Here is a 16,840-nt window from a genome sequence, read left to right as displayed (position 1 = left end):
GGTGTTTGTCAATGTGGCTCCGTGCGCGCAGGCTCGTCACGACGACGGAGGAGGACGGGATGGACGAGGACCGGTACGACGTCCTGGTGGTCGGCGGCGGGGCCGCGGGCCTGAGCGGGGCGCTGACGATCGCGCGCGCCCGCCGCAGGGTGCTGGTGGTGCACGACGGCACGCCGCGCAACCTGCCCGCGGCGCACATGCACGCCTACCTGGGGCTCGACGGCCTGCCCCCGGTCGACCTGCTGGCGCGCGGGCGCGCGGAGGTGCAGGGGTACGGCGGCGAGGTCGTCGAGGCCCGCGTGGCCGACGTCCGGCGGGACGGCGACGGCGTCCGGGCCGTGCTCGACGGCGGGCGCGTGGTCCGCGCACGCCGCGTGCTGGTGGCGACGGGCCTGGCCGACGAGCTCCCCCTGGTCGACGGGCTCGCCGACCGCTGGGGCCGCGACGTGCTGCACTGCCCGTTCTGCCACGGCTGGGAGGTGCGTGACCGGGCGGTGGCCGTCCTCGGCTCCGGCCCGGTCGCCCTGCACCAGGTCCAGCTCTGGCACGGGTGGACGCGGGACCTGACGCTGTTCCTGGACGGCGGCGAGGATCCCGACGACGCCGGGTGGGAGCGGCTCGCCGCGCTCGGCGTGCGGGTGGTCGACGGGCGCGTCGCGGGCCTGGAGGTCACGGCCGGCGCCGTCTCCGGGGTGCGGCTGGCGTCCGGGCCGGTGCTGCCGTGCGACGCCGTGGTGGTGGCCACGGGGTTGTCCGCGCGGCTCGACGGGCTCGAGGGCCTGGGGCTGCCGACGGCGCCGGTGACGATGGGCGGGCGCCGCATCGGCACCGCCGTCGAGGCGGGGCCCGACGGCGCCACCGCGGTGCCGGGCGTCCGGGTCGCCGGGAACGTCACCGACCTGCGGGCGCAGGTGCAGGTCGCGGCCGCCGAGGGGCTCGCCGCGGGTGCCGCGTTCGTGGGCGAGCTCGCCGCGGAGGACGCCGACGCGGCCGTCACGCGGTACCGGCGGGAGCAGACGGGGCCGTTCTCCGCGGCGTCCGAGCGCGCCCTCGCGGACCGGCTCGCGGGCGACGGGCGGCACGGGCTGTGACGCGCGGGACGGGCGGGCAGGCGGGACGGGCGCGGGCCGGGAGCACCCGGCGCGCGGCCGCGGGCAGGACGACGAGCGGGACCGACGGCAGGAGGACGGCATGAGCGACCACGACCACGGGCACGGGCACGGCGGCGACCCGGGAGAGGTCCGCCACGACCGGGAGTTCTGGGAGGAGCGGTACCGGTCGGCGCCGCAGGTGTGGAGCGGGCGACCGAACCCCTCCCTCGTGGCGGAGGCGGGGGCGCTGCCGCCGGGCCGCGCCCTGGACGTCGCGTGCGGCGAGGGCGGGGACGCCCTGTGGCTGGCGTCCCGCGGCTGGCGGGTGACCGCGGTGGATCTCGCGCAGACGGCGCTGGACCGGGTGCGGGCCGCGGCCGAGGCGGCCGGGCCGGACGTGGCGGAGCGGGTGCGCACCGAGCGCGTCGACATCGCCGGGTGGGACGCGGGGGAGGGCGCCTTCGACCTCGTCACGACGCACTTCCTGCACCTGCCGCCCGACGTGCGGGCCGCGGCGTTCGGGACGATGGCCCGGGCGACCGCTCCCGGCGGGACGCTGCTCGTGGTGGCCCACCACGCGAGCGACCTGGCCACGACGATCGGCCGGCCCGACGTGCCCGAGCTCTTCTTCGAGCCCGAGGACGTGGTGGCGGCGCTGGCGCCGGGCGCCTGGGACGTGCCGGTGGCGGAGGCGCGCCCGCGGCAGGTCGTGGACCCCGACGGCCGGGAGATCACCATCCGGGACACGGTGGTGCGGGCCGTGCGCTGCCGCTGACCGCGACCTTCCCGGACCGCGCCGCGCGTCCTGCCACCCTCCCCGGCCTCCGGGCGGGTGGCAGGATCGCGGGCATGAGCGACGACAGCGACGTGCGGGCCGTGATCGCCGAGGTCGAGCGGCAGGAGCGCGAGCTCCGGTTCGCCACCTTCACGAACGACGACGCGTGGGAGCTCGGCTGCCTGCTGGTCCGGCTGGCGACCGAGCGGGACCTGCCGGTGACGGTGGACGTCCGCCGGGGCACCCAGCAGCTCTTCCACGCCGCGCGGCCGGGCACCGTGGCGGACAACGACACCTGGGTCGAGCGGAAGGTGCGGGTCGTCGAGCGGTTCGGCACCTCGTCGTACCTGCAGGGCCTGCGGGCGCGGGCGAAGGGCACGACGTTCGCCGCGGCGCACGACCTCCCGCTGCAGGAGTACGCGGCGCACGGCGGGGCGTTCCCGGTGCACGTCGAGGGCGTCGGGGTGGTCGGCGCGGTGACCGTGTCGGGCCTGCCGCAGGCCGACGACCACGCCCTGGTGGTCGAGGCCGTCCGGACGTTCCTGGACGGCTGAGGTCAGCCGGCGGGCGGCACCGGGAGCACCGACGGCAGCCAGTCGCGCACCGCGGCGGTGACGGCGGGCAGGTCCGCCTTGAGGCCGTGGTCCCCGCGCACCACGACCACCCGGCGACCGGGGGCCTGCGGCGGGACGCCGTACGGGTCGGTCGCGCCCTGCACCACGAGGACGGGGACCTGCGGGGTCTCGAGCTCGGGGAGGCGGCTCGGCAGGTCCGGGCGGCCCGGCGGCTGCGTCGGGAACGCCAGGCACAGCACGCCGGCGGCGCCGGTGGCGGAGGCAGTCCGGCAGGCCGTGCGCGCGCCGGCGGACCGGCCCCCGGTCACCAGCGGCACGCCGGGCAGCCGGTCGCGCACGCCCGCGACCGCCGCGCACCAGGCCTCGTCCAGCGCGGCCGGGCGCGGGCCGACGCGCTTGCCGGCGACGCGGTAGGGCTGCTCGACCAGCGCGACCGCCAGGCCGAGGCCGGTCGCCAGCGCGGTGACCGCGAGCAGGTCGGGGGCGCCGACGCCACCCCCGGCGCCGTGCCCGAGCACGAGCGCGCCGGGCGCGGGGGCGGCTCCGGGCGGGAGGTGCAGGTGCGCGCGTGCCGTCCCCTGCGGGGTGTCGAGGTCGAGCAGCTCGGCCGGGACGTCGTCGCGCGCCATGCCCCGCACGGTAGCGCGGGGCACGGCGCGCGGGTCCGGACGGCGGACCGCCGGCCCGGACGGGCGGGTCCCGTCAGGCCGGGTCCACCAGGCCGCGCTCCACGGCGCGGACCAGCCGGCGGGGGACCTCGACGGTCCGCCCGTCCGGGGTGCGTGCCGTCGCGAGCGGCACGGGGGTCGCCTTCCACCGGGAGCGGCGGGAGCGGGTGCTGCTCCGGGAGAGCCTGCGCTTGGGGACGGCCATCAGCCCTGCCTGGCCTTCCAGCGGGGGTTCTTCTTGTTGATGACGAAGGTCTTCCCGTGGCGGCGGACCACGATCGAGCCGTCCTTCTTCTTCAGGGACGCCAGGGAGGCGCGGACCTTCATCGGGTCTCCTCGGGGGTGGTGGGCGCGGTGATGCCGTAGCGCCGGCGGAACTTCTCGACGCGGCCGGCGGTGTCCAGGACGCGGGACCTGCCGGTGTAGAACGGGTGGCTCGCGGAGGACACGTCGACGTCGACGACGGGGTAGGTGTTCCCGTCCTCCCACTCGACGGTCCGGTCCGAGGTCAGCGTGGACCGGGTCAGGAACGCGAAGCCCGCGCTGACGTCCCGGAACACCACCGGGTGGTAGTCGGGGTGGATGCCCTGCTTCATGTCGTCCTCCTCACCAGCTGGACTTCGTGACGCCGGGCAGCTCGCCGCGGTGGGCCATCTGCCGCATCCGCACGCGCGAGAGCCCGAACCTCCCGACGTAGCCCCGGGGACGGCCGTCGGCGACGTCGCGGTTGCGCACCCGGGTGGGGCTGGCGTCGCGGGGCAGGGCCTGCAGGGCGGCGCGCGCCGCGACGCGCTCGGCCTCGGGCAGGTGCGGGTTCACGGACGCGGCCTTGAGCTCGCGGCGCCGCTCGGCGTAGCGGGCGACGACGGCCTTGCGCTGCTCGTTCCTGGCGATCTTGCTCGTCTTGGCCATCAGCGCTCCTCCTTGAAGTCGACGTGGCGGCGGACGACCGGGTCGTACTTCTTCAGCACGAGCCGGTCGGGGTCGTTGCGGCGGTTCTTGCGGGTGACGTAGGTGGAGCCCGTCCCGGCGGTGGAGCGCAGCGTGACGATCGGGCGGACGTCGGCGGCGCGGGCCATCAGAGCCTCTCCCCGCGGGCCAGGATCCGGGCCACCACGACCTCGATGCCGAGCTTGTCGACCGTCTTGATGCCCCGGGCCGAGACGGTCAGCGTCACGTGCCGCCCGAGCGAGGGCACCCAGTAGCGCTTGCGCTGGATGTTCGGGTCGAACCGCCGCTTGGTGCGCCGGTGGGAGTGGGAGATCGAGTGGCCGAACCCCGGGGTCGTCCCGAGGACCTGGCAGTGAGCGGACATGGGTTCAGCATACTAATGAGAATCGTTTGCGACAAGCGCTAGGCTGGCCCCATGACGCCGACGACCCTCACCGTCCTGGCCACCGTCGACCCCCTGCTGCGCGACGCCGTCGCGTTCGGCGTGGTGACCGACCGCCCCCGCACCGTCGTGCTGCGGCACGACATCGTCGACGGGCCCGACGGTGGCGGCATCCGGCGCGTCGTGGCGGACGCGGGCGGCGTGCTCGAGGACGTCCTCGTCCCGCTCGCGCACGCGTGCCTGAGCTGCTCGGTGCGGGAGGACGCGGTGCCGACCCTCGAGCGTCTCGCCCGCGACGGCCGCTGGGACGCCGTGCTGCTCGCCCTGCCCGTCTCCGCCGAGTCCCTGCCCGTCACCCGGGCTCTCGGGGCCGCGGCGCGCGAGAGCGGCCGGCTCCGCGGGCTGCGGCTCGCCCGGGTGGTCGCGGCGCTCGACCTGGCGACCCTCGAGCACGACCTGCTCGGCGACGACCTGCTCGCCGAGCGCGGGATCGCGCTGACCGAGGACGACGAGCGCGGCGTCGGCGAGGCGCTCGCGGCCCAGGTGGCGCACGCCGACGTCCTGCTGGTCAGCGGCGACGCCGCCGAGCACCCCGTCGCCTCCGACCTGCTCGACCACGTCCGGGCCGCGGACGGCCTGCGGGTCGACGGCGTGTGGGGCGTCGACGCGGACGTGCTGCTGTCCGGGCGCCACGACGCGGCGGCGGCGGAGCGGCGACTGGACCCGCGGGCGGTGGCGCCGGTGGCCGGGGCGCCGACCGCCCACGGGGTGTGGACGCTCGACCTGCGCGCCGACCGTCCGCTGCACCCCGACCGCCTCGTGGCCGAGGTCTCCCGGCTCGGGGGCGGGAGGCACCGCAGCCGGGGGCACTTCTGGGTGCCCACCCGGCCCGACTCCGTGTGCGGCTGGGACGGCGCGGGCGGACAGCTCAGCATCGGCGAGGTCGGCACCTGGGGTCGCGGCACGCCCTCGACCCGGCTGGTCTTCACGGGCGTGGACGACGTGCGCGGCGACCTGCTCGCCGCGTTCGAGGACGTCCTGGTCTCCGCCCGGGAGCACGCCCGGGGCCTGCACGCGTGGCTCGGGCGCGAGGACGTGCTCGCGCCGTGGCTCGGGGACCGCGCCGCCTGATCGAGGTCCGGTCGCCGCCCGTGCCCGCCGTGCGGATGCGGGCGGGCACGGGCGGGGGCAGTGTCGGAGGGGTCAGCACCGCCGACAGCCAGGAGGCCGCCATGCCGCGTCGTGACCCCGGTCCGGGTGTCAAGGACAAGGAGCTGTACGAGGAGCTCCGGGACGAGGGCAACAGCAAGGAGAAGTCCGCGCGGATCGCCAACGCGGCCGCCGCGCGCGGACGGTCGTCGGTCGGCCGCAAGGGCGGCGAGTCCGGCTCCTACGAGGACTGGACGGTCGCGGACCTCCGCAAGCGGGCTGCCGAGATCGGCATCGACGGACGCTCCTCCATGAGGAAGTCCGAGCTCGTCGACGCGCTCCGGTCGCACTGAGGCGGGCCGTCAGCCGCCGCAGGTCAGGCCGGTGGCCAGCGCGTCCAGGTTGTCCCGCATGACGTCCAGGTAGTCGCGGTCGTCGTCCTCGGCCATGCCCTCCAGCGGGTCGAGGACGGCCGTCGCGACGCCGAGCTCGTCCGCGAGGGTCTGCGTGACCTTCGGGCTCACGAGCACCTCGAAGTACAGCGTCCGCACGCCCTCGTCCCGGACGACCGCGGCGACGTCGCGCAGCCGGGCGGGGGAGGGCTCCACCTCGGGGTCCACGCCGGACAGCCCGACCTGGTGCAGCCCGTACCGCTGCGCCAGGTAGCCGAACGCCTCGTGCGAGGCCACGAGCGTCGCCCCCCGGCAGGACGCGAGGCCCCCGGCCAGGTCGTCGTCCAGGGCGTCGAGGTCCGCCTCGAGGTCCGCGGCGCCCGCCGCGAAGTCCGCCGCGTGCGCCGGGGCCACCTCCGCGAGCGCGTCCGCCACCTGGTGCCCGACCTGCGCCAGCCGCGCCGGGTCGAGCCAGAAGTGCGGGTCGGGCGCCCCGGAGCCCGACCCGGCCGGCGTCCCGTCCGGTGCGGGCTCGAGCGCGGCCGCGCGCGCCGTGTCGACCACGTGCGTCGGGCTGCTCGCGGCGACCGCCTCGTCGGTCGCCGCCTGGAAGCCCGACAGGTAGACGACGAGATCCGCGTCCCCCAGCCGCGAGACGGCGCTGGGCGAGAGCTCCAGGTCGTGCGGCTCGCCCCCGGGCGGCGTGAGCGAGCCGACGGTCACGTGCTCGCCCCCGACGCGCTCCGCCACGAACTGCAGCGGGTAGAACGCCGCGACGACGTCGACGCGGTCGTCGGCGCCCGCGGGCGCGCACGCCGCCAGCGCGAGAGCGGCGGCGACGACGGTTGCCCCGGTGCGTGCGGGGCGTGCCGTGCGCGCCGGTGGGCCGCTCGCCGCGGTGCGCTCGGGCGTCGCGGCGGCGTGCGGGCCGGCGTACGGGTCGAGGTGGGTCTGCTGGTGGGGGCGGGGTCGGGGCACGGGGTCCTCCCGGGTGCAGGGGTGCGGGGGTGCGAGGTGCGGGGACGCGGACGGCCGCGCGCGGAGCGGGCCGGAGCGTGCGTCGCTCCGGGCCTCGCTCCGGCGCGCGGCCGGGTGTGGTGCCGGGCCGGTGCGCGGTCGCGTCAGCCGGCGTTCTCGTCCTCGTGGTCGTGGTCGTGCTCGTCGTTGTGGTCGTGGTCGTCGCCGTGCTCGTCCGCGTGGTCGTGCGGCACGGCGCCGGAAACGCCGGTGATCTCGTTGGGCTCGACGTCGAGCGTGGTCGACAGCCACACCTCGCCGGACACCACGTCGACCGCGTGCACGCTGCGCGTGGCGGGGTCGGTGACGTAGACCGACCCGTCGAGGACGGTCAGCGCGGGCCGGGGGGACTGCCACTCGTCCGGCTCCTCCCAGGCGTCGACCACCGGGATGGAGCGGACCAGGGTGCCGGACACGGGGTCGATGACGTGGAGCGAGCCGTCGGTGCCGAGCACGAGGGCCTCGCCGTCCTCGCCGCGGGCGAGCGACCGGAACGTGTAGGACGAGGGCAGGTCGACCAGGCGGAGGCTGCCGTCACGGGTGTCGATCAGCGAGACGCGGGTGGGGTGCTCGAGCTCCGCGTCTCGGTCGGACTTGTAGTCGCCCAGCACGACGGGGGACTCCTCGGTCCCGGCCTGGTTGCCGATGCGGCCGTAGGCGTCGGGCGCGGCGACCTTCGTGATCGTGCCGCCGGCGTACACCACGGCGCCGTCCTCGCAGCCGATCACCACGGCCTCGTCGGCGGCGACGGCCTCCCCGTGCACACCGGGGCACTCCTGCGTGGCGGCCACCTCCTCGCCGTGGGCGTCGAGCACGCGGATGCCGGTGCGGGCCTCCTCGGTCCCCTCCGACACGACGAGCGTGCCGTCGGAGAGCTCCACCGCGACGCCGTGGTGGGCGCTGGGCGTGGTCAGCTCCCGCGCCGGGGCGTCGGGGTCGGCGACCTGGTCGGAGTCGAGCACCGTGATCGCGCCCGTCCCGTCGTCGAACAGCGCCGTGCGGCCCTCGTGCGGCACGACGTGGCCGGGCTTCTCGGCGGCCCAGCGCACGTCGGTGAGCACCGGGTCGCTCGTGTACGCGTGGGCGTGGTCCCCGTGGGGTTCGGACCAGGTGCCGGCGTCCAGGACCTGGAAGCCCCCGGTGGTCGTCACGAGCACGTGGCGGTTGTCGCCCGCGCCGTTGACGCGGGTGAAGCCCTCGAGCGGCAGGTCGGCCACGACCTCGAGGCTGTCGGCGTCGAGCACCTGGACGCCCCCGTCGTAGGTCAGGACGAGGCGCGGCTTCGCGGTCGCGACCTCGGTGGCGGAGGGTGCGGACGAGGTCGGGTCGGGCGCGGGTGCGGCGGTGTCGCCGGCACCGGTGCTGCAGGCCGCGAGCAGGGCGGCGGACACCCCGAGGCCGAGGGCGCCGAGGACGCGCGGGCGGGGACGGGTGGTTCGGATCATGGCGCGACGCTAACACAAATGATACCCGTTCTCATGTTTGTCACAGCCCTGACCTGGACGCGCACGAGACGGCACCCGGCCCGGCGGGTCACACTGGGCGCCATGACGCCAGCAGCCCCGGCCCCCGCGGTGCCGTCCGAGCCGTCCTCGCGCCCCGCACGCCCCGCGGGACCCCTCCGTCGCGCCGGGGTCGCCTGATGGATCTGCTGCTCGTCGCGCTGATCGTCGCGGTCGCCGTCATCGGGGTCACGGCCCTCGCGCCGAAGGTGGGCGTCGCCGCACCGCTGCTGCTCGTGCTGCTCGGCGTCGCGATCAGCCTCGTGCCGGCCGTGCCCGCCGTGGAGATCGAACCGGAGTGGATCCTCGGCGGCGTGCTGCCGCCGCTGCTGTACGCGACGTCGGTCTCGATGCCGACCATGGACTTCCGGCGCGACCTGACCGCGATCAGCGGGCTGTCGGTCGCGCTGGTGGTCGTGACCTCCGTGGTGCTCGGCCTGGTGTTCTCGTGGCTGATCCCCGACGTCACGCTCGCCACCGGCATCGCCCTGGGGGCCGTGCTCAGCCCCACGGACGCCGTCGCGACCTCGATCGTGCGCCGCTCCGGCGTCAGCCCCCGCGTCGTCACGGTGCTGGAGGGCGAGAGCCTGCTGAACGACGCCTCCGCGCTGGTGCTGCTGCGCTCGGCCGTCGCCGCCACGGCCGCCTCCGTGACCCTGTGGGGCGTGGTCGGGGACTTCGTGTTCGCGGTGGCCGTCGCCGTGGTGGTCGGCGCGTCCGTCGGCAAGGCGAGCCTCTGGCTCCGCACCCGCGTGTCCGACCCGCACCTGACCACGACCATCTCGTTCCTCGTCCCGTTCATCGCCTACCTCCCGGCCGAGAGGCTCGGGGCGTCGGGCCTCGTGTCGACGGTCGCCGCGGGCCTCGTCGCCGGGTCGGGCAGCGTGCGGCTGCGCCCGCAGGACCGCATCGCCGAGGCGGCCAACTGGCGCACGCTGGAGCTGCTGCTCGAGGGCGCGGTGTTCCTGGTGATGGGGCTCGAGGTGTACGGCCTGGTCGAGGAGGTCCGCGGGGAGCACGGCAGCCTCTGGCTGGCGCTCGGGCTGGCGGCGCTCGCGGCCGTGGTGGTGCTGGTGGTGCGCACCGGCTACGTCACGTTCCTGGTGCGCACCCTGTCCCGCCGGGCGCGCCGGGGGGCGGGGGTGCGCGGGCTCCTCACCGCGGCCAACGACCGGGTCGACGCCTTCAGCAGGATGACGCCGGAGGAGCGCGCGCAGGTCTGGCGGCAGGGCCCGTCCGGGACGACGTGGCGCGCCGGGTCCGACCCGCTCGCGGAGCGCGGCGCCGGGGTCTCGGAGGCCGCCGCGGCAAGCCCGACGGAGGCCGCCGCACCGGGCGGGACGGAGGCCGCCGCGGCACCGTCGGAGGCTCCCACGGTGCCGTCGGCGCCCTCGGCGCCCGCCCGGGAGGACCTGCGCCGGGCACTCGGCCGCCGGCGCTGGACGCGCAAGCCGCGCGCCCGGGCCGACGAGACCCCCGAGACGCGCACGAGCCGCGTGCGCGCCCGCATCACGCGGCGGATCGCCGACATCGACTACCTGCAGGCCGAGCCGCTCGGTGCCCGTGAGGGCGTCGTCCTGGTGTGGGCGGGGATGCGCGGCGTGGTCACGCTGGCCGCCGCCCAGTCGCTGCCGCGCGAGACGCCGCACCGGGCGCTGCTGATCCTCGTGGCGTTCACGGTCGCCGCGGGCACCCTGCTGGTCCAGGGCGGCACCCTCGCGTGGGTGGTGCGGCGGCTCGGGCTGTCGCGCGACGGCACTGACGACCGGGCGGACCTCGACCGGCTGGTGGTCGAGATGTCACGGGCGGCCGCCGAGCTGCTGGGCGACCCGGACCTGCGGCGCCCGGACGGGACGCCGTACGCGCCGGCGGTGCTCGAGCTGGCCCGGCGGGTGGCCGAGCGGCAGGCGGAGGAGGTGGACGTCGAGGTCGACGCCGACACCGACCGCGCGTCCGTCGCGGCCCAGGTGCGCGAGCTGCGGCTGGCGACGCTCGACGCCCAGCGCGCGGCCCTGCTCCGCGTGCGGGACCTCGGCACGGCCTCGTCCGGGGCGCTGACCGAGGCGCTCACGGTGCTCGACGCCGACCAGATCAGCCTGGAGCTGCGCGCGCACGAGTGAGCGGTCCGGCGCGGCCGGGGCGGAGCCCCGCGCGAGGTCGCGGCGTCCGCCGGGGGCTCCGGGGGCTGGGGGTGCCCCGGGTGCTCAGGGCGCGGCGACGGGCTCCGGCGCCTCGGCCCTTCCCGGGCCCTCTGTGGCCTGCGGCGCCGCCGTCGCCGCCTGGGCCGACGACCGGACGAGCCGCGCCGCGAACACCTCCGCCGGCTCGGGGCGCCCGAACGCCCACCCCTGCGCACGGTCGCACCCGAGCTCCCCGAGCAGCGTCGCCGTGGCGGGGTCCTCGACGCCCTCGGCGACGACGCGCATGCCCAGCGCGTGCCCCAGGTCGACGGTCGAGCGCAGGATCGCGGCGCACACCGCGTCGGCGGCGGCGGGGGCGACGAAGGCCCGGTCGATCTTCAGCGTGGAGAACGGCAGCCGCCGCAGGTAGTCGAGCGACCCGTAGCCGACGCCGTAGTCGTCGACGGCGAGCCGGATGCCGAGGTCGGCGAGCGCCCGCAGCGTGCGCTCCGCGCCCGGTCCGTCCCGCATCGCCATCGTCTCCGTGACCTCGAGGGTCAGGGCCTGCGGGGGGAGCCCGTGGCGGTCGAGCGCGGCGCGCACGTCGTCGACCAGCCGCGGGTCCTCCAGGTCCTGGGCGGACACGTTGACCCCCACGACGAAGTCCGGCCGGTGGACCCGCCACTCGGCGCAGCGGGCGAGCGCGACGTCGAGCACGTGCAGGGTCACCGGTCGCACGAGGCCGGTGCGTTCCGCCGCGGGGATGAACGCGGCCGGGCCGAGCAGGCCGTGCTGCGGGTGCTGCCACCGGACGAGGGCCTCGGCCCCCGTGACGAGGGCGCCCCGCACCGTCACGACGGGCTGGAAGTGCACGACGAGCTCGCCGCGCCCGACGGCCGCCGCCAGCCCGCGGAGCAGGTCCGCCTCCGGCAGCGTGGTGGCCCCGGCCTCCCCGCCGCCGTCGCAGTGCGCGCACGCCACCCGGTCGGGGCGGCGGCGCGCCTCCGTCAGCGCCGCGTCCGCGTCGGCGATGAGAGCGGGCAGCGACGCGGGCCGGCCGGGTGCCAGCGCGACGCCGATCAGCGCGCGGGTCGGCAGGTCCATCCCGCGCGCCCGCACCGGCGCGGCCAGGCGCGCCTGCAGGTCGCGGGCCGCGCCGCAGCCCTCCGCGGGCGTCGTGACGTCCAGCGTCACCGCGTACACGTCGCGTCCGAGCCGGGCGACGCGGGACGTCGCGGGCGCGAGGTCGTCCAGGAGGTGCGCGACCGCCACCAGCAGGTCGTCGGCGACGCCGTAGCCGAGCGTCTCGACGACGTCCCGGTAGCCGTCGAGCGAGACGAGCAGCAGGACGGGGACGGTGCCGGGCGGCGTCTCCGCCGCGGGTCTCTCGACGTGCGCGGCGAGGCCCGCGGTGTTCGCCAGCCCGGTCAGGGGGTCGGTGACCGTGAGGTGCGCGAGGTGCGCGTTCTGCCGGCTCAGCGTGCGCACCAGGCCGCCGAACCGCAGCAGCAGGGCGGTCATCATCACGATGCCCACGGCGCAGGCCTCGACGATGCGCAGCGGAGCGCCGGTCAGGGCGCCGACCAGGAGCGTGCCCGGGATGACGGCGCACGACGCGGCGACCAGCGCGATCTGCCCGACGGTGAGGTCGACGGACGGCCGCGCGGGCGCCTCGGACGCCGCCGACGGGTGACGACCGGCCGCGGCCATCAGCACGTACCCGCCGAGCCACAGGGTGTCGAGCAGGTGCAGGTGCCGGTCCAGCCACGGCACGGCCGAGCCGAGCTGGAACAGGACGTCCGCCCCCAGGATCAGCAGCACCGCCCAGGTCGCGTGCAGGTGGGCGGCGGTGCGCCGGCCGGAGGCCGTGGCGGTGCGCGCCAGGACCACCAGCAGCAGCGCGTCCCCGAGCGGGTAGAGCGCGCCCACGAGCGTCGCGGCGGGCGCGCCGTGGAACTCGGTCACCGCGGGCCCGAGCACCGCGAGCCACAGCAGCAGCACCGGGCCGCCGGTGACCAGCAGCGCGTCGAGCACCCAGACGGGCCGCCGGCCGGGCGGGGCGGGGAACGCGCGGACCATGCCGGCGGCGAGCAGCGGGTACGAGGCGATGTACGCGACGTCCGCGGCGGACGGGAACGGGGACACTCCCAGGACCCGGTCCAGCACGGTCCACACCAGGTCCCCGAGCACCCAGGCCGCGAGGCCGGCCGCCAGCAGGCGCCAGGCGCGGCGCCGGCCGGGGGGCATGCGCGAGGCCGCGCGCGCGAGCACCACCACGCAGGCGGCGCCGATCGCCACGAACAGCGCGTCGCGCAGGGCGCCGTCCGGCAGCGGGGCGTGCACCAGCATCGCCCCGCCGACGACTGCGACCCGCGGGGGCGCCCACCTGCCAGGTCGCCCGGTCATGATCGTGTCATCGGCTGCCGCGGGCGGTTCCTGACCCCGGGGGCGGGTGGTTCCCCCGGGTGTCACAGTCGCGCAGGTCAGCCGCGCAGGTCAGCCGTGCTCGCGACCGACCGGGGACGTGCTCGCCGCGGAGCCGCGCGCGATCGGCCCGTTCGCCGCGGCCCCGCCCGACGCCGGACCGCTCGCCGCCGGACGGCCGCCCGACCCGCCAGCGGGCGCCGCCGGCCGACGCGGCGCCACCGGGTGCAGCGTGACGTCGTGCAGCGCGCCGTCCACCACCCGCGCGGTGAGGTACGTGCCGGTGGGCTGCCGCCGCCGGTCCGTCGGGGACCCCGGGTTGAGCAGCCGCAGACCGCCCGGCGCGACCGTGTCCCACGGGATGTGGCTGTGCCCGAACACCAGCACGTCGGCGTCCGGGAACGCCGCTGCGCAGCGCGCCTCGCGGCCGGTCCGCGGGCCGGTCTCGTGCACGACGGCGAACCGCAGGCCCCCGAGCGTCGCGCGCGCCACCTCGGGCAGCCGGGCCCGCAGGTCCGGTCCGTCGTTGTTCCCCCAGCACGCGACGAGCCGCCGGGCGCGGGCCTCCAGCGCGTCGAGCAGGTCGACGTCCACCCAGTCACCCGCGTGCAGCACCACGTCCGCCGCGTCCACCGCCGCCCAGACCTCGGCCGGCAGGTCGCGGGCCCGTCGCGGGACGTGGGTGTCGGCGAGCAGCAGCAGCTCCACCGCCGTCCCGCGCCCGGCGTCCCCGCCCGCCGCGTCCACGGTCGTCACGCCCCGACGTAGGCGGCCAGGTGCTCGCCGGTGAGCGTCGACCGGGCCGCGACCAGCTCCGCGGGCGTGCCCTCGAACACCACGCGACCGCCGTCGTGCCCCGCGCCCGGGCCGAGGTCGATGATCCAGTCCGCGTGCGCCATGACGGCCTGGTGGTGCTCGATCACGACGACCGTCTTGCCGGCGTCGACCAGCCGGTCCAGCAGCCCGAGCAGCTGCTCGACGTCCGCGAGGTGCAGCCCCGTGGTCGGCTCGTCGAGCACGTACACGCCGCCCTGCTCGCCCATGTGGACGGCCAGCTTGAGGCGCTGCCGCTCGCCGCCGGACAGCGTGGTGAGCGGCTGCCCCAGCGTCAGGTAGCCGAGGCCGACGTCCGCGAGCCGGGCCAGGACGGCGTGCGCGGCCGGCGTCCGGGCGTCGCCCTCCGCGAAGAACCGCTCCGCCTCGGTCACCGGCAGCGCGAGCACGTCGGCGATGTTCCGGCCGCCGAGGGTGTACTCCAGGACGGACGCCTGGAACCGCCGGCCCTCGCACTCCTCGCACGTGGTGGCGACGCCGGCCATCATGCCGAGGTCGGTGTACACCACCCCGGCGCCGTTGCAGGTGGGGCAGGCGCCCGCCGAGTTGGCGCTGAACAGGGCGGGCTTGACGCCGTTGGCCTTCGCGAACGCCTTGCGCACCGGCTCCAGGAGGCCCGTGTAGGTGGCCGGGTTGCTGCGGCGGGACCCGCGGATCGCGCCCTGGTCCACCGTCACGACGCCCTCGCGACGCGAGACGGACCCGTGGATCAGCGAGCTCTTGCCGGACCCGGCGACGCCCGTCACGACGGTCAGCACGCCGAGCGGCACGTCGACGTCGACGTCCCGCAGGTTGTGCGTCCGTGCGCCGCGGACCTCGAGGACGCCCGTGCGCCGCCGCACGGCGGGCTTGAGCGTGGCGCGGTCGTCCAGGTGCCGCCCGGTCAGCGTGCCGCTCGCGCGCAGGCCGGCGACGGTGCCCTCGAACACGATCTCGCCGCCCGCCGAGCCCGCCCCGGGGCCGAGGTCGACGACGTGGTCGGCGACCGCGATCGCCTCGGGCTTGTGCTCGACGACGAGCACGGTGTTGCCCTTGTCGCGCAGCCGCAGCAGCAGGCCGTTCATGCGCTGGATGTCGTGCGGGTGCAGGCCGATGGTCGGCTCGTCGAACACGTACGTGACGTCGGTGAGCGACGACCCGAGGTGCCGGATCATCTTGGTGCGCTGCGCCTCGCCGCCGGACAGCGTGCCGGACGGCCGGTCGAGCGAGAGGTAGCCCAGGCCGATCTCGACGAAGGAGTCGAGCGTCTCCCCGAGCGACTCCAGCAGCGGAGCGACGGACGGCTCCTCGAGGCCGCGCACCCACGCCGCGAGGTCGCTGATCTGCATCGCGCAGGCGTCGGCGATCGACAGGCCGTGGACCCTCGAGGACCGCGCGCCCTCGTTGAGCCGCGTGCCGTCGCAGTCGGGGCACGTCGTGAAGGTCACCGCCCGCTCGACGAACGCCCGGATGTGCGGCTGCATGGCGTCGACGTCCTTGGCGAGCATCGACTTGCGGATCTTGGGGATCAGGCCCTCGTAGGTGAGGTTGATGCCCTCCACCTTGATCTTCGTGGGCTCCCGGTGCAGCAGGTCCGCGAGCTCCTGCTGCGTGAAGTCCCGGATCGGCTTGGTCATGTCGAAGAACCCGCTGCCGGCGAAGATGCGGCCGTACCAGCCGTCCATCGTGTAGCCGGGCACCCGCAGGGCGCCGTCGGCCAGGGCCTTGTCGGCGTCGTACAGCTCGGCGAGGTCGAAGTCCTGCACCGTGCCCCGGCCCTCGCAGCGCGGGCACATGCCCCCCGTGACGCGGAACTCGCGGCGCTCGGCGACCGGCGCGCCGCCCTTCTCCACGGTCACGGCCCCCGCGCCGCTGACGGAGGCGACGTTGAACGAGAACGCCTGCGGCGGGCCGAGGTGCGGCTGCCCGAGCCGGCTGAAGACGATGCGCAGCATCGCGTTCGCGTCCGTCACGGTGCCGACCGTCGAGCGCGGGTTCGCCCCCAGGCGCTCCTGGTCGACGATGATCGCGGTGGTCAGCCCGTCGAGGACGTCGACGTCCGGGCGGGCGAGCGTCGGCATGAAGCCCTGCACGAACGCGCTGTAGGTCTCGTTGATCATCCGCTGGGACTCGGCGGCGATGGTCGCGAACACCAGCGAGCTCTTGCCCGACCCGGACACGCCGGTGAACGCGGTGAGCCGGCGCTTCGGCAGGTCGACGCTCACGTCGCGGAGGTTGTTCTCGCGAGCGCCGCGGACGCGGATGCGGTCGTGGCTGTCGGCGACGTGCGGCCCGGTGGGCGTCCCTGCGGGCGTCTCGGTGGTCATCGGGTCTCCTCTGCTCGGGCCCCAGTGTGGCCGACGGGTCCGACACCGGTCGTCGTCCGGGGCGGGTGTCGTGCGACCAGGACCAAGGTCCCGGTCGTGGAGTACGGTCGGCGGCGTGGACCGCCCGCCCCCGTCACGCGCGCTCGCCGTCGGGCGCCTGCTCGGCGTGGCGGTCACCGTGCTCGGGCTCGGGTCGGGCGCGCACGTGCTCGGCGGCGGCGGCGGCCCGACGGCACCGGCGCTGCTGCTCGCCGGCGTGCCCGTGCTGCTCGGCTCGACGGCGCTCTCGCGCCGGCCGCTGACCGTCCCCGTGCTGCTGCCGGCGGCCCTCGCGGGGCAGCTCGGGGTGCACGCCACGCTGACCTGGCTGTCCGGCCCGGCGCGGCCCGGTGCGCTGCCGCCGGACGGGCCCGGTGCCCACCACGGTGCCGGGGCGGTGGCGGCGGGCGGCCTCGTCGACGCCGCCCACGCCCACGCCCACGGCACCGGCGCCGGCATGCTCCTCGCCCACGCCGTGGCGGTCGTCGCGGCCGTGCTGCTGCTGACCGCGACGGACCGCGGGGCCAGCGCGCTGCTGCGGCGCTGGACGGCGGTGCTGCCGGCGCTGACCGCCGGGCCCGCCGTCGCCGTGGCGCCGCGGCCGGCGCCCGTGCG

The 16,840-nt window shown here is 76.8% G+C and carries 18 protein-coding genes and 1 pseudogene; 7 read left to right on the top strand and 12 right to left on the bottom strand.

Going from position 1 to position 16,840, the window contains the following annotated elements; genetic code table 11:
* The first annotated feature begins 59 nt into the window (after positions 1-59).
* The 3 genes from AAHH18_RS11985 to AAHH18_RS11975 all read left to right on the top strand — a co-directional run bounded on the left by AAHH18_RS11985 (position 60) and on the right by AAHH18_RS11975 (position 2,420).
* Positions 60-1,091, top strand: a complete 1,032-nt coding sequence (locus AAHH18_RS11985) for an NAD(P)/FAD-dependent oxidoreductase (protein WP_343301790.1) — start codon at positions 60-62, stop codon at positions 1,089-1,091.
* A 100-nt stretch (positions 1,092-1,191) separates the two neighbouring features.
* Entirely contained in the window at positions 1,192-1,866 is a 675-nt protein-coding gene (locus AAHH18_RS11980; RefSeq protein ID WP_343301789.1) for an SAM-dependent methyltransferase, read from the top strand.
* Positions 1,867-1,940: 74 nt separating this feature from the next.
* Complete coding sequence (locus tag AAHH18_RS11975) at positions 1,941-2,420, top strand: heme-degrading domain-containing protein (protein ID WP_283321060.1); 480 nt, start codon at positions 1,941-1,943, stop codon at positions 2,418-2,420.
* 2 nt (positions 2,421-2,422) lie between these two features.
* Here AAHH18_RS11975 and AAHH18_RS11970 read toward each other — a convergent pair whose 3' ends face one another.
* The 7 genes from AAHH18_RS11970 to rpmB form a co-directional block, all read right to left on the bottom strand.
* On the bottom strand, positions 2,423-3,070 hold the full coding sequence (locus AAHH18_RS11970; RefSeq protein ID WP_343301788.1) for an alpha/beta hydrolase family protein: 648 nt from the start codon (positions 3,068-3,070) through the stop codon (positions 2,423-2,425).
* Between the two features lie 73 nt (positions 3,071-3,143).
* The gene (gene rpmF, locus AAHH18_RS11965) at positions 3,144-3,314 is read right to left on the bottom strand and encodes a 50S ribosomal protein L32 (RefSeq protein ID WP_283321058.1); all 171 of its coding nucleotides are present in this window, start codon (positions 3,312-3,314) and stop codon (positions 3,144-3,146) included.
* Positions 3,314-3,436 (bottom strand): type B 50S ribosomal protein L36, encoded by a 123-nt coding sequence (gene ykgO, locus AAHH18_RS11960; protein ID WP_283321057.1) that lies wholly within the window; start codon positions 3,434-3,436, stop codon positions 3,314-3,316. Before ykgO ends, rpmF begins: the two co-directional genes overlap by 1 nt.
* A complete protein-coding gene (locus tag AAHH18_RS11955; protein WP_283321056.1) occupies positions 3,433-3,705 on the bottom strand; it encodes a type B 50S ribosomal protein L31 in 273 nt (90 codons plus the stop codon). The genes ykgO and AAHH18_RS11955 overlap by 4 nt, the downstream gene beginning before the upstream one ends.
* Positions 3,706-3,715: 10 nt before the next feature.
* Complete coding sequence (rpsN, locus tag AAHH18_RS11950) at positions 3,716-4,021, bottom strand: 30S ribosomal protein S14 (protein ID WP_343301786.1); 306 nt, start codon at positions 4,019-4,021, stop codon at positions 3,716-3,718.
* Entirely contained in the window at positions 4,021-4,188 is a 168-nt protein-coding gene (rpmG, locus tag AAHH18_RS11945; protein WP_343301785.1) for a 50S ribosomal protein L33, read from the bottom strand. Before rpmG ends, rpsN begins: the two co-directional genes overlap by 1 nt.
* Positions 4,188-4,424, bottom strand: a complete 237-nt coding sequence (gene rpmB, locus AAHH18_RS11940; RefSeq protein WP_283321053.1) for a 50S ribosomal protein L28 — start codon at positions 4,422-4,424, stop codon at positions 4,188-4,190. Before rpmB ends, rpmG begins: the two co-directional genes overlap by 1 nt.
* A gap of 51 nt (positions 4,425-4,475) precedes the next feature.
* Here rpmB and AAHH18_RS11935 point away from each other — a divergent pair, with 51 nt between their 5' ends.
* A complete protein-coding gene (locus AAHH18_RS11935; RefSeq protein ID WP_343301784.1) occupies positions 4,476-5,573 on the top strand; it encodes a CobW family GTP-binding protein in 1,098 nt (365 codons plus the stop codon).
* A gap of 101 nt (positions 5,574-5,674) precedes the next feature.
* Positions 5,675-5,944: a DUF7218 family protein gene (locus AAHH18_RS11930; protein WP_343301783.1), complete on the top strand. Its 270-nt coding sequence runs from the start codon at positions 5,675-5,677 to the stop codon at positions 5,942-5,944.
* Positions 5,945-5,953: 9 nt separating this feature from the next.
* Here the strand turns inward: AAHH18_RS11930 and AAHH18_RS11925 are convergent, their stop codons facing one another.
* Both AAHH18_RS11925 and aztD read right to left on the bottom strand, forming a co-directional pair.
* Positions 5,954-6,961: a metal ABC transporter substrate-binding protein gene (locus AAHH18_RS11925; protein ID WP_343301782.1), complete on the bottom strand. Its 1,008-nt coding sequence runs from the start codon at positions 6,959-6,961 to the stop codon at positions 5,954-5,956.
* A 143-nt stretch (positions 6,962-7,104) separates the two neighbouring features.
* Positions 7,105-8,445, bottom strand: coding sequence for a zinc metallochaperone AztD (gene aztD / locus AAHH18_RS11920; RefSeq protein ID WP_343301781.1), 1,341 nt, complete (start codon positions 8,443-8,445; stop codon positions 7,105-7,107).
* 197 nt (positions 8,446-8,642) lie between these two features.
* Here aztD and AAHH18_RS11915 point away from each other — a divergent pair, with 197 nt between their 5' ends.
* Positions 8,643-10,622 carry a cation:proton antiporter domain-containing protein gene (locus AAHH18_RS11915; protein ID WP_343301780.1) on the top strand — a complete coding sequence of 660 codons (1,980 nt, stop codon included), beginning with the start codon at positions 8,643-8,645 and terminating at the stop codon, positions 10,620-10,622.
* 84 nt (positions 10,623-10,706) lie between these two features.
* Here AAHH18_RS11915 and AAHH18_RS11910 read toward each other — a convergent pair whose 3' ends face one another.
* The 3 genes and pseudogenes from AAHH18_RS11910 to AAHH18_RS11900 form a co-directional block, all read right to left on the bottom strand.
* Positions 10,707-13,028, bottom strand: a complete 2,322-nt coding sequence (locus tag AAHH18_RS11910; protein WP_343301779.1) for a putative bifunctional diguanylate cyclase/phosphodiesterase — start codon at positions 13,026-13,028, stop codon at positions 10,707-10,709.
* A 237-nt stretch (positions 13,029-13,265) separates the two neighbouring features.
* Positions 13,266-13,754: pseudogene (locus AAHH18_RS11905) on the bottom strand (metallophosphoesterase family protein); the annotation flags it as partial.
* Between the two features lie 44 nt (positions 13,755-13,798).
* Complete coding sequence (locus tag AAHH18_RS11900) at positions 13,799-16,186, bottom strand: excinuclease ABC subunit UvrA (protein WP_283321046.1); 2,388 nt, start codon at positions 16,184-16,186, stop codon at positions 13,799-13,801.
* A 115-nt stretch (positions 16,187-16,301) separates the two neighbouring features.
* Between AAHH18_RS11900 and AAHH18_RS11895 the strand changes: the two genes are divergently transcribed.
* Positions 16,302-16,840: hypothetical protein (locus tag AAHH18_RS11895; protein ID WP_343301778.1), on the top strand; the 539-nt coding region annotated here is incomplete at its 3' end.

This window comes from Cellulomonas olei (assembly GCF_039548315.1).
Lineage (GTDB): Bacteria > Actinomycetota > Actinomycetes > Actinomycetales > Cellulomonadaceae > Cellulomonas.
The sequence above is the reverse complement of the archived record's forward strand: the minus strand, read 5'-3'. Positions and strand labels throughout refer to the sequence as shown.

Bases quoted from the DNA above. Each gene is read 5' to 3' on its own strand.
- AAHH18_RS11980 (WP_343301789.1), top strand. From the start codon at position 1,192: ATGAGCGACCACGACCACGGGCACGGGCACGGCGGCGACCCGGGAGAG.
- AAHH18_RS11985 (WP_343301790.1), top strand. From the start codon at position 60: ATGGACGAGGACCGGTACGACGTCCTGGTGGTCGGCGGCGGGGCCGCG.
- AAHH18_RS11955 (WP_283321056.1), bottom strand. From the start codon at position 3,705: ATGAAGCAGGGCATCCACCCCGACTACCACCCGGTGGTGTTCCGGGAC.
- rpsN (WP_343301786.1), bottom strand. From the start codon at position 4,021: ATGGCCAAGACGAGCAAGATCGCCAGGAACGAGCAGCGCAAGGCCGTC.
- AAHH18_RS11935 (WP_343301784.1), top strand. From the start codon at position 4,476: ATGACGCCGACGACCCTCACCGTCCTGGCCACCGTCGACCCCCTGCTG.
- aztD (WP_343301781.1), bottom strand. From the start codon at position 8,445: ATGATCCGAACCACCCGTCCCCGCCCGCGCGTCCTCGGCGCCCTCGGC.
- AAHH18_RS11970 (WP_343301788.1), bottom strand. From the start codon at position 3,070: ATGGCGCGCGACGACGTCCCGGCCGAGCTGCTCGACCTCGACACCCCG.
- AAHH18_RS11915 (WP_343301780.1), top strand. From the start codon at position 8,643: ATGGATCTGCTGCTCGTCGCGCTGATCGTCGCGGTCGCCGTCATCGGG.
- AAHH18_RS11900 (WP_283321046.1), bottom strand. From the start codon at position 16,186: ATGACCACCGAGACGCCCGCAGGGACGCCCACCGGGCCGCACGTCGCC.
- rpmF (WP_283321058.1), bottom strand. From the start codon at position 3,314: ATGGCCGTCCCCAAGCGCAGGCTCTCCCGGAGCAGCACCCGCTCCCGC.
- AAHH18_RS11930 (WP_343301783.1), top strand. From the start codon at position 5,675: ATGCCGCGTCGTGACCCCGGTCCGGGTGTCAAGGACAAGGAGCTGTAC.
- AAHH18_RS11910 (WP_343301779.1), bottom strand. From the start codon at position 13,028: ATGACCGGGCGACCTGGCAGGTGGGCGCCCCCGCGGGTCGCAGTCGTC.
- AAHH18_RS11975 (WP_283321060.1), top strand. From the start codon at position 1,941: ATGAGCGACGACAGCGACGTGCGGGCCGTGATCGCCGAGGTCGAGCGG.
- rpmB (WP_283321053.1), bottom strand. From the start codon at position 4,424: ATGTCCGCTCACTGCCAGGTCCTCGGGACGACCCCGGGGTTCGGCCAC.
- ykgO (WP_283321057.1), bottom strand. From the start codon at position 3,436: ATGAAGGTCCGCGCCTCCCTGGCGTCCCTGAAGAAGAAGGACGGCTCG.
- rpmG (WP_343301785.1), bottom strand. From the start codon at position 4,188: ATGGCCCGCGCCGCCGACGTCCGCCCGATCGTCACGCTGCGCTCCACC.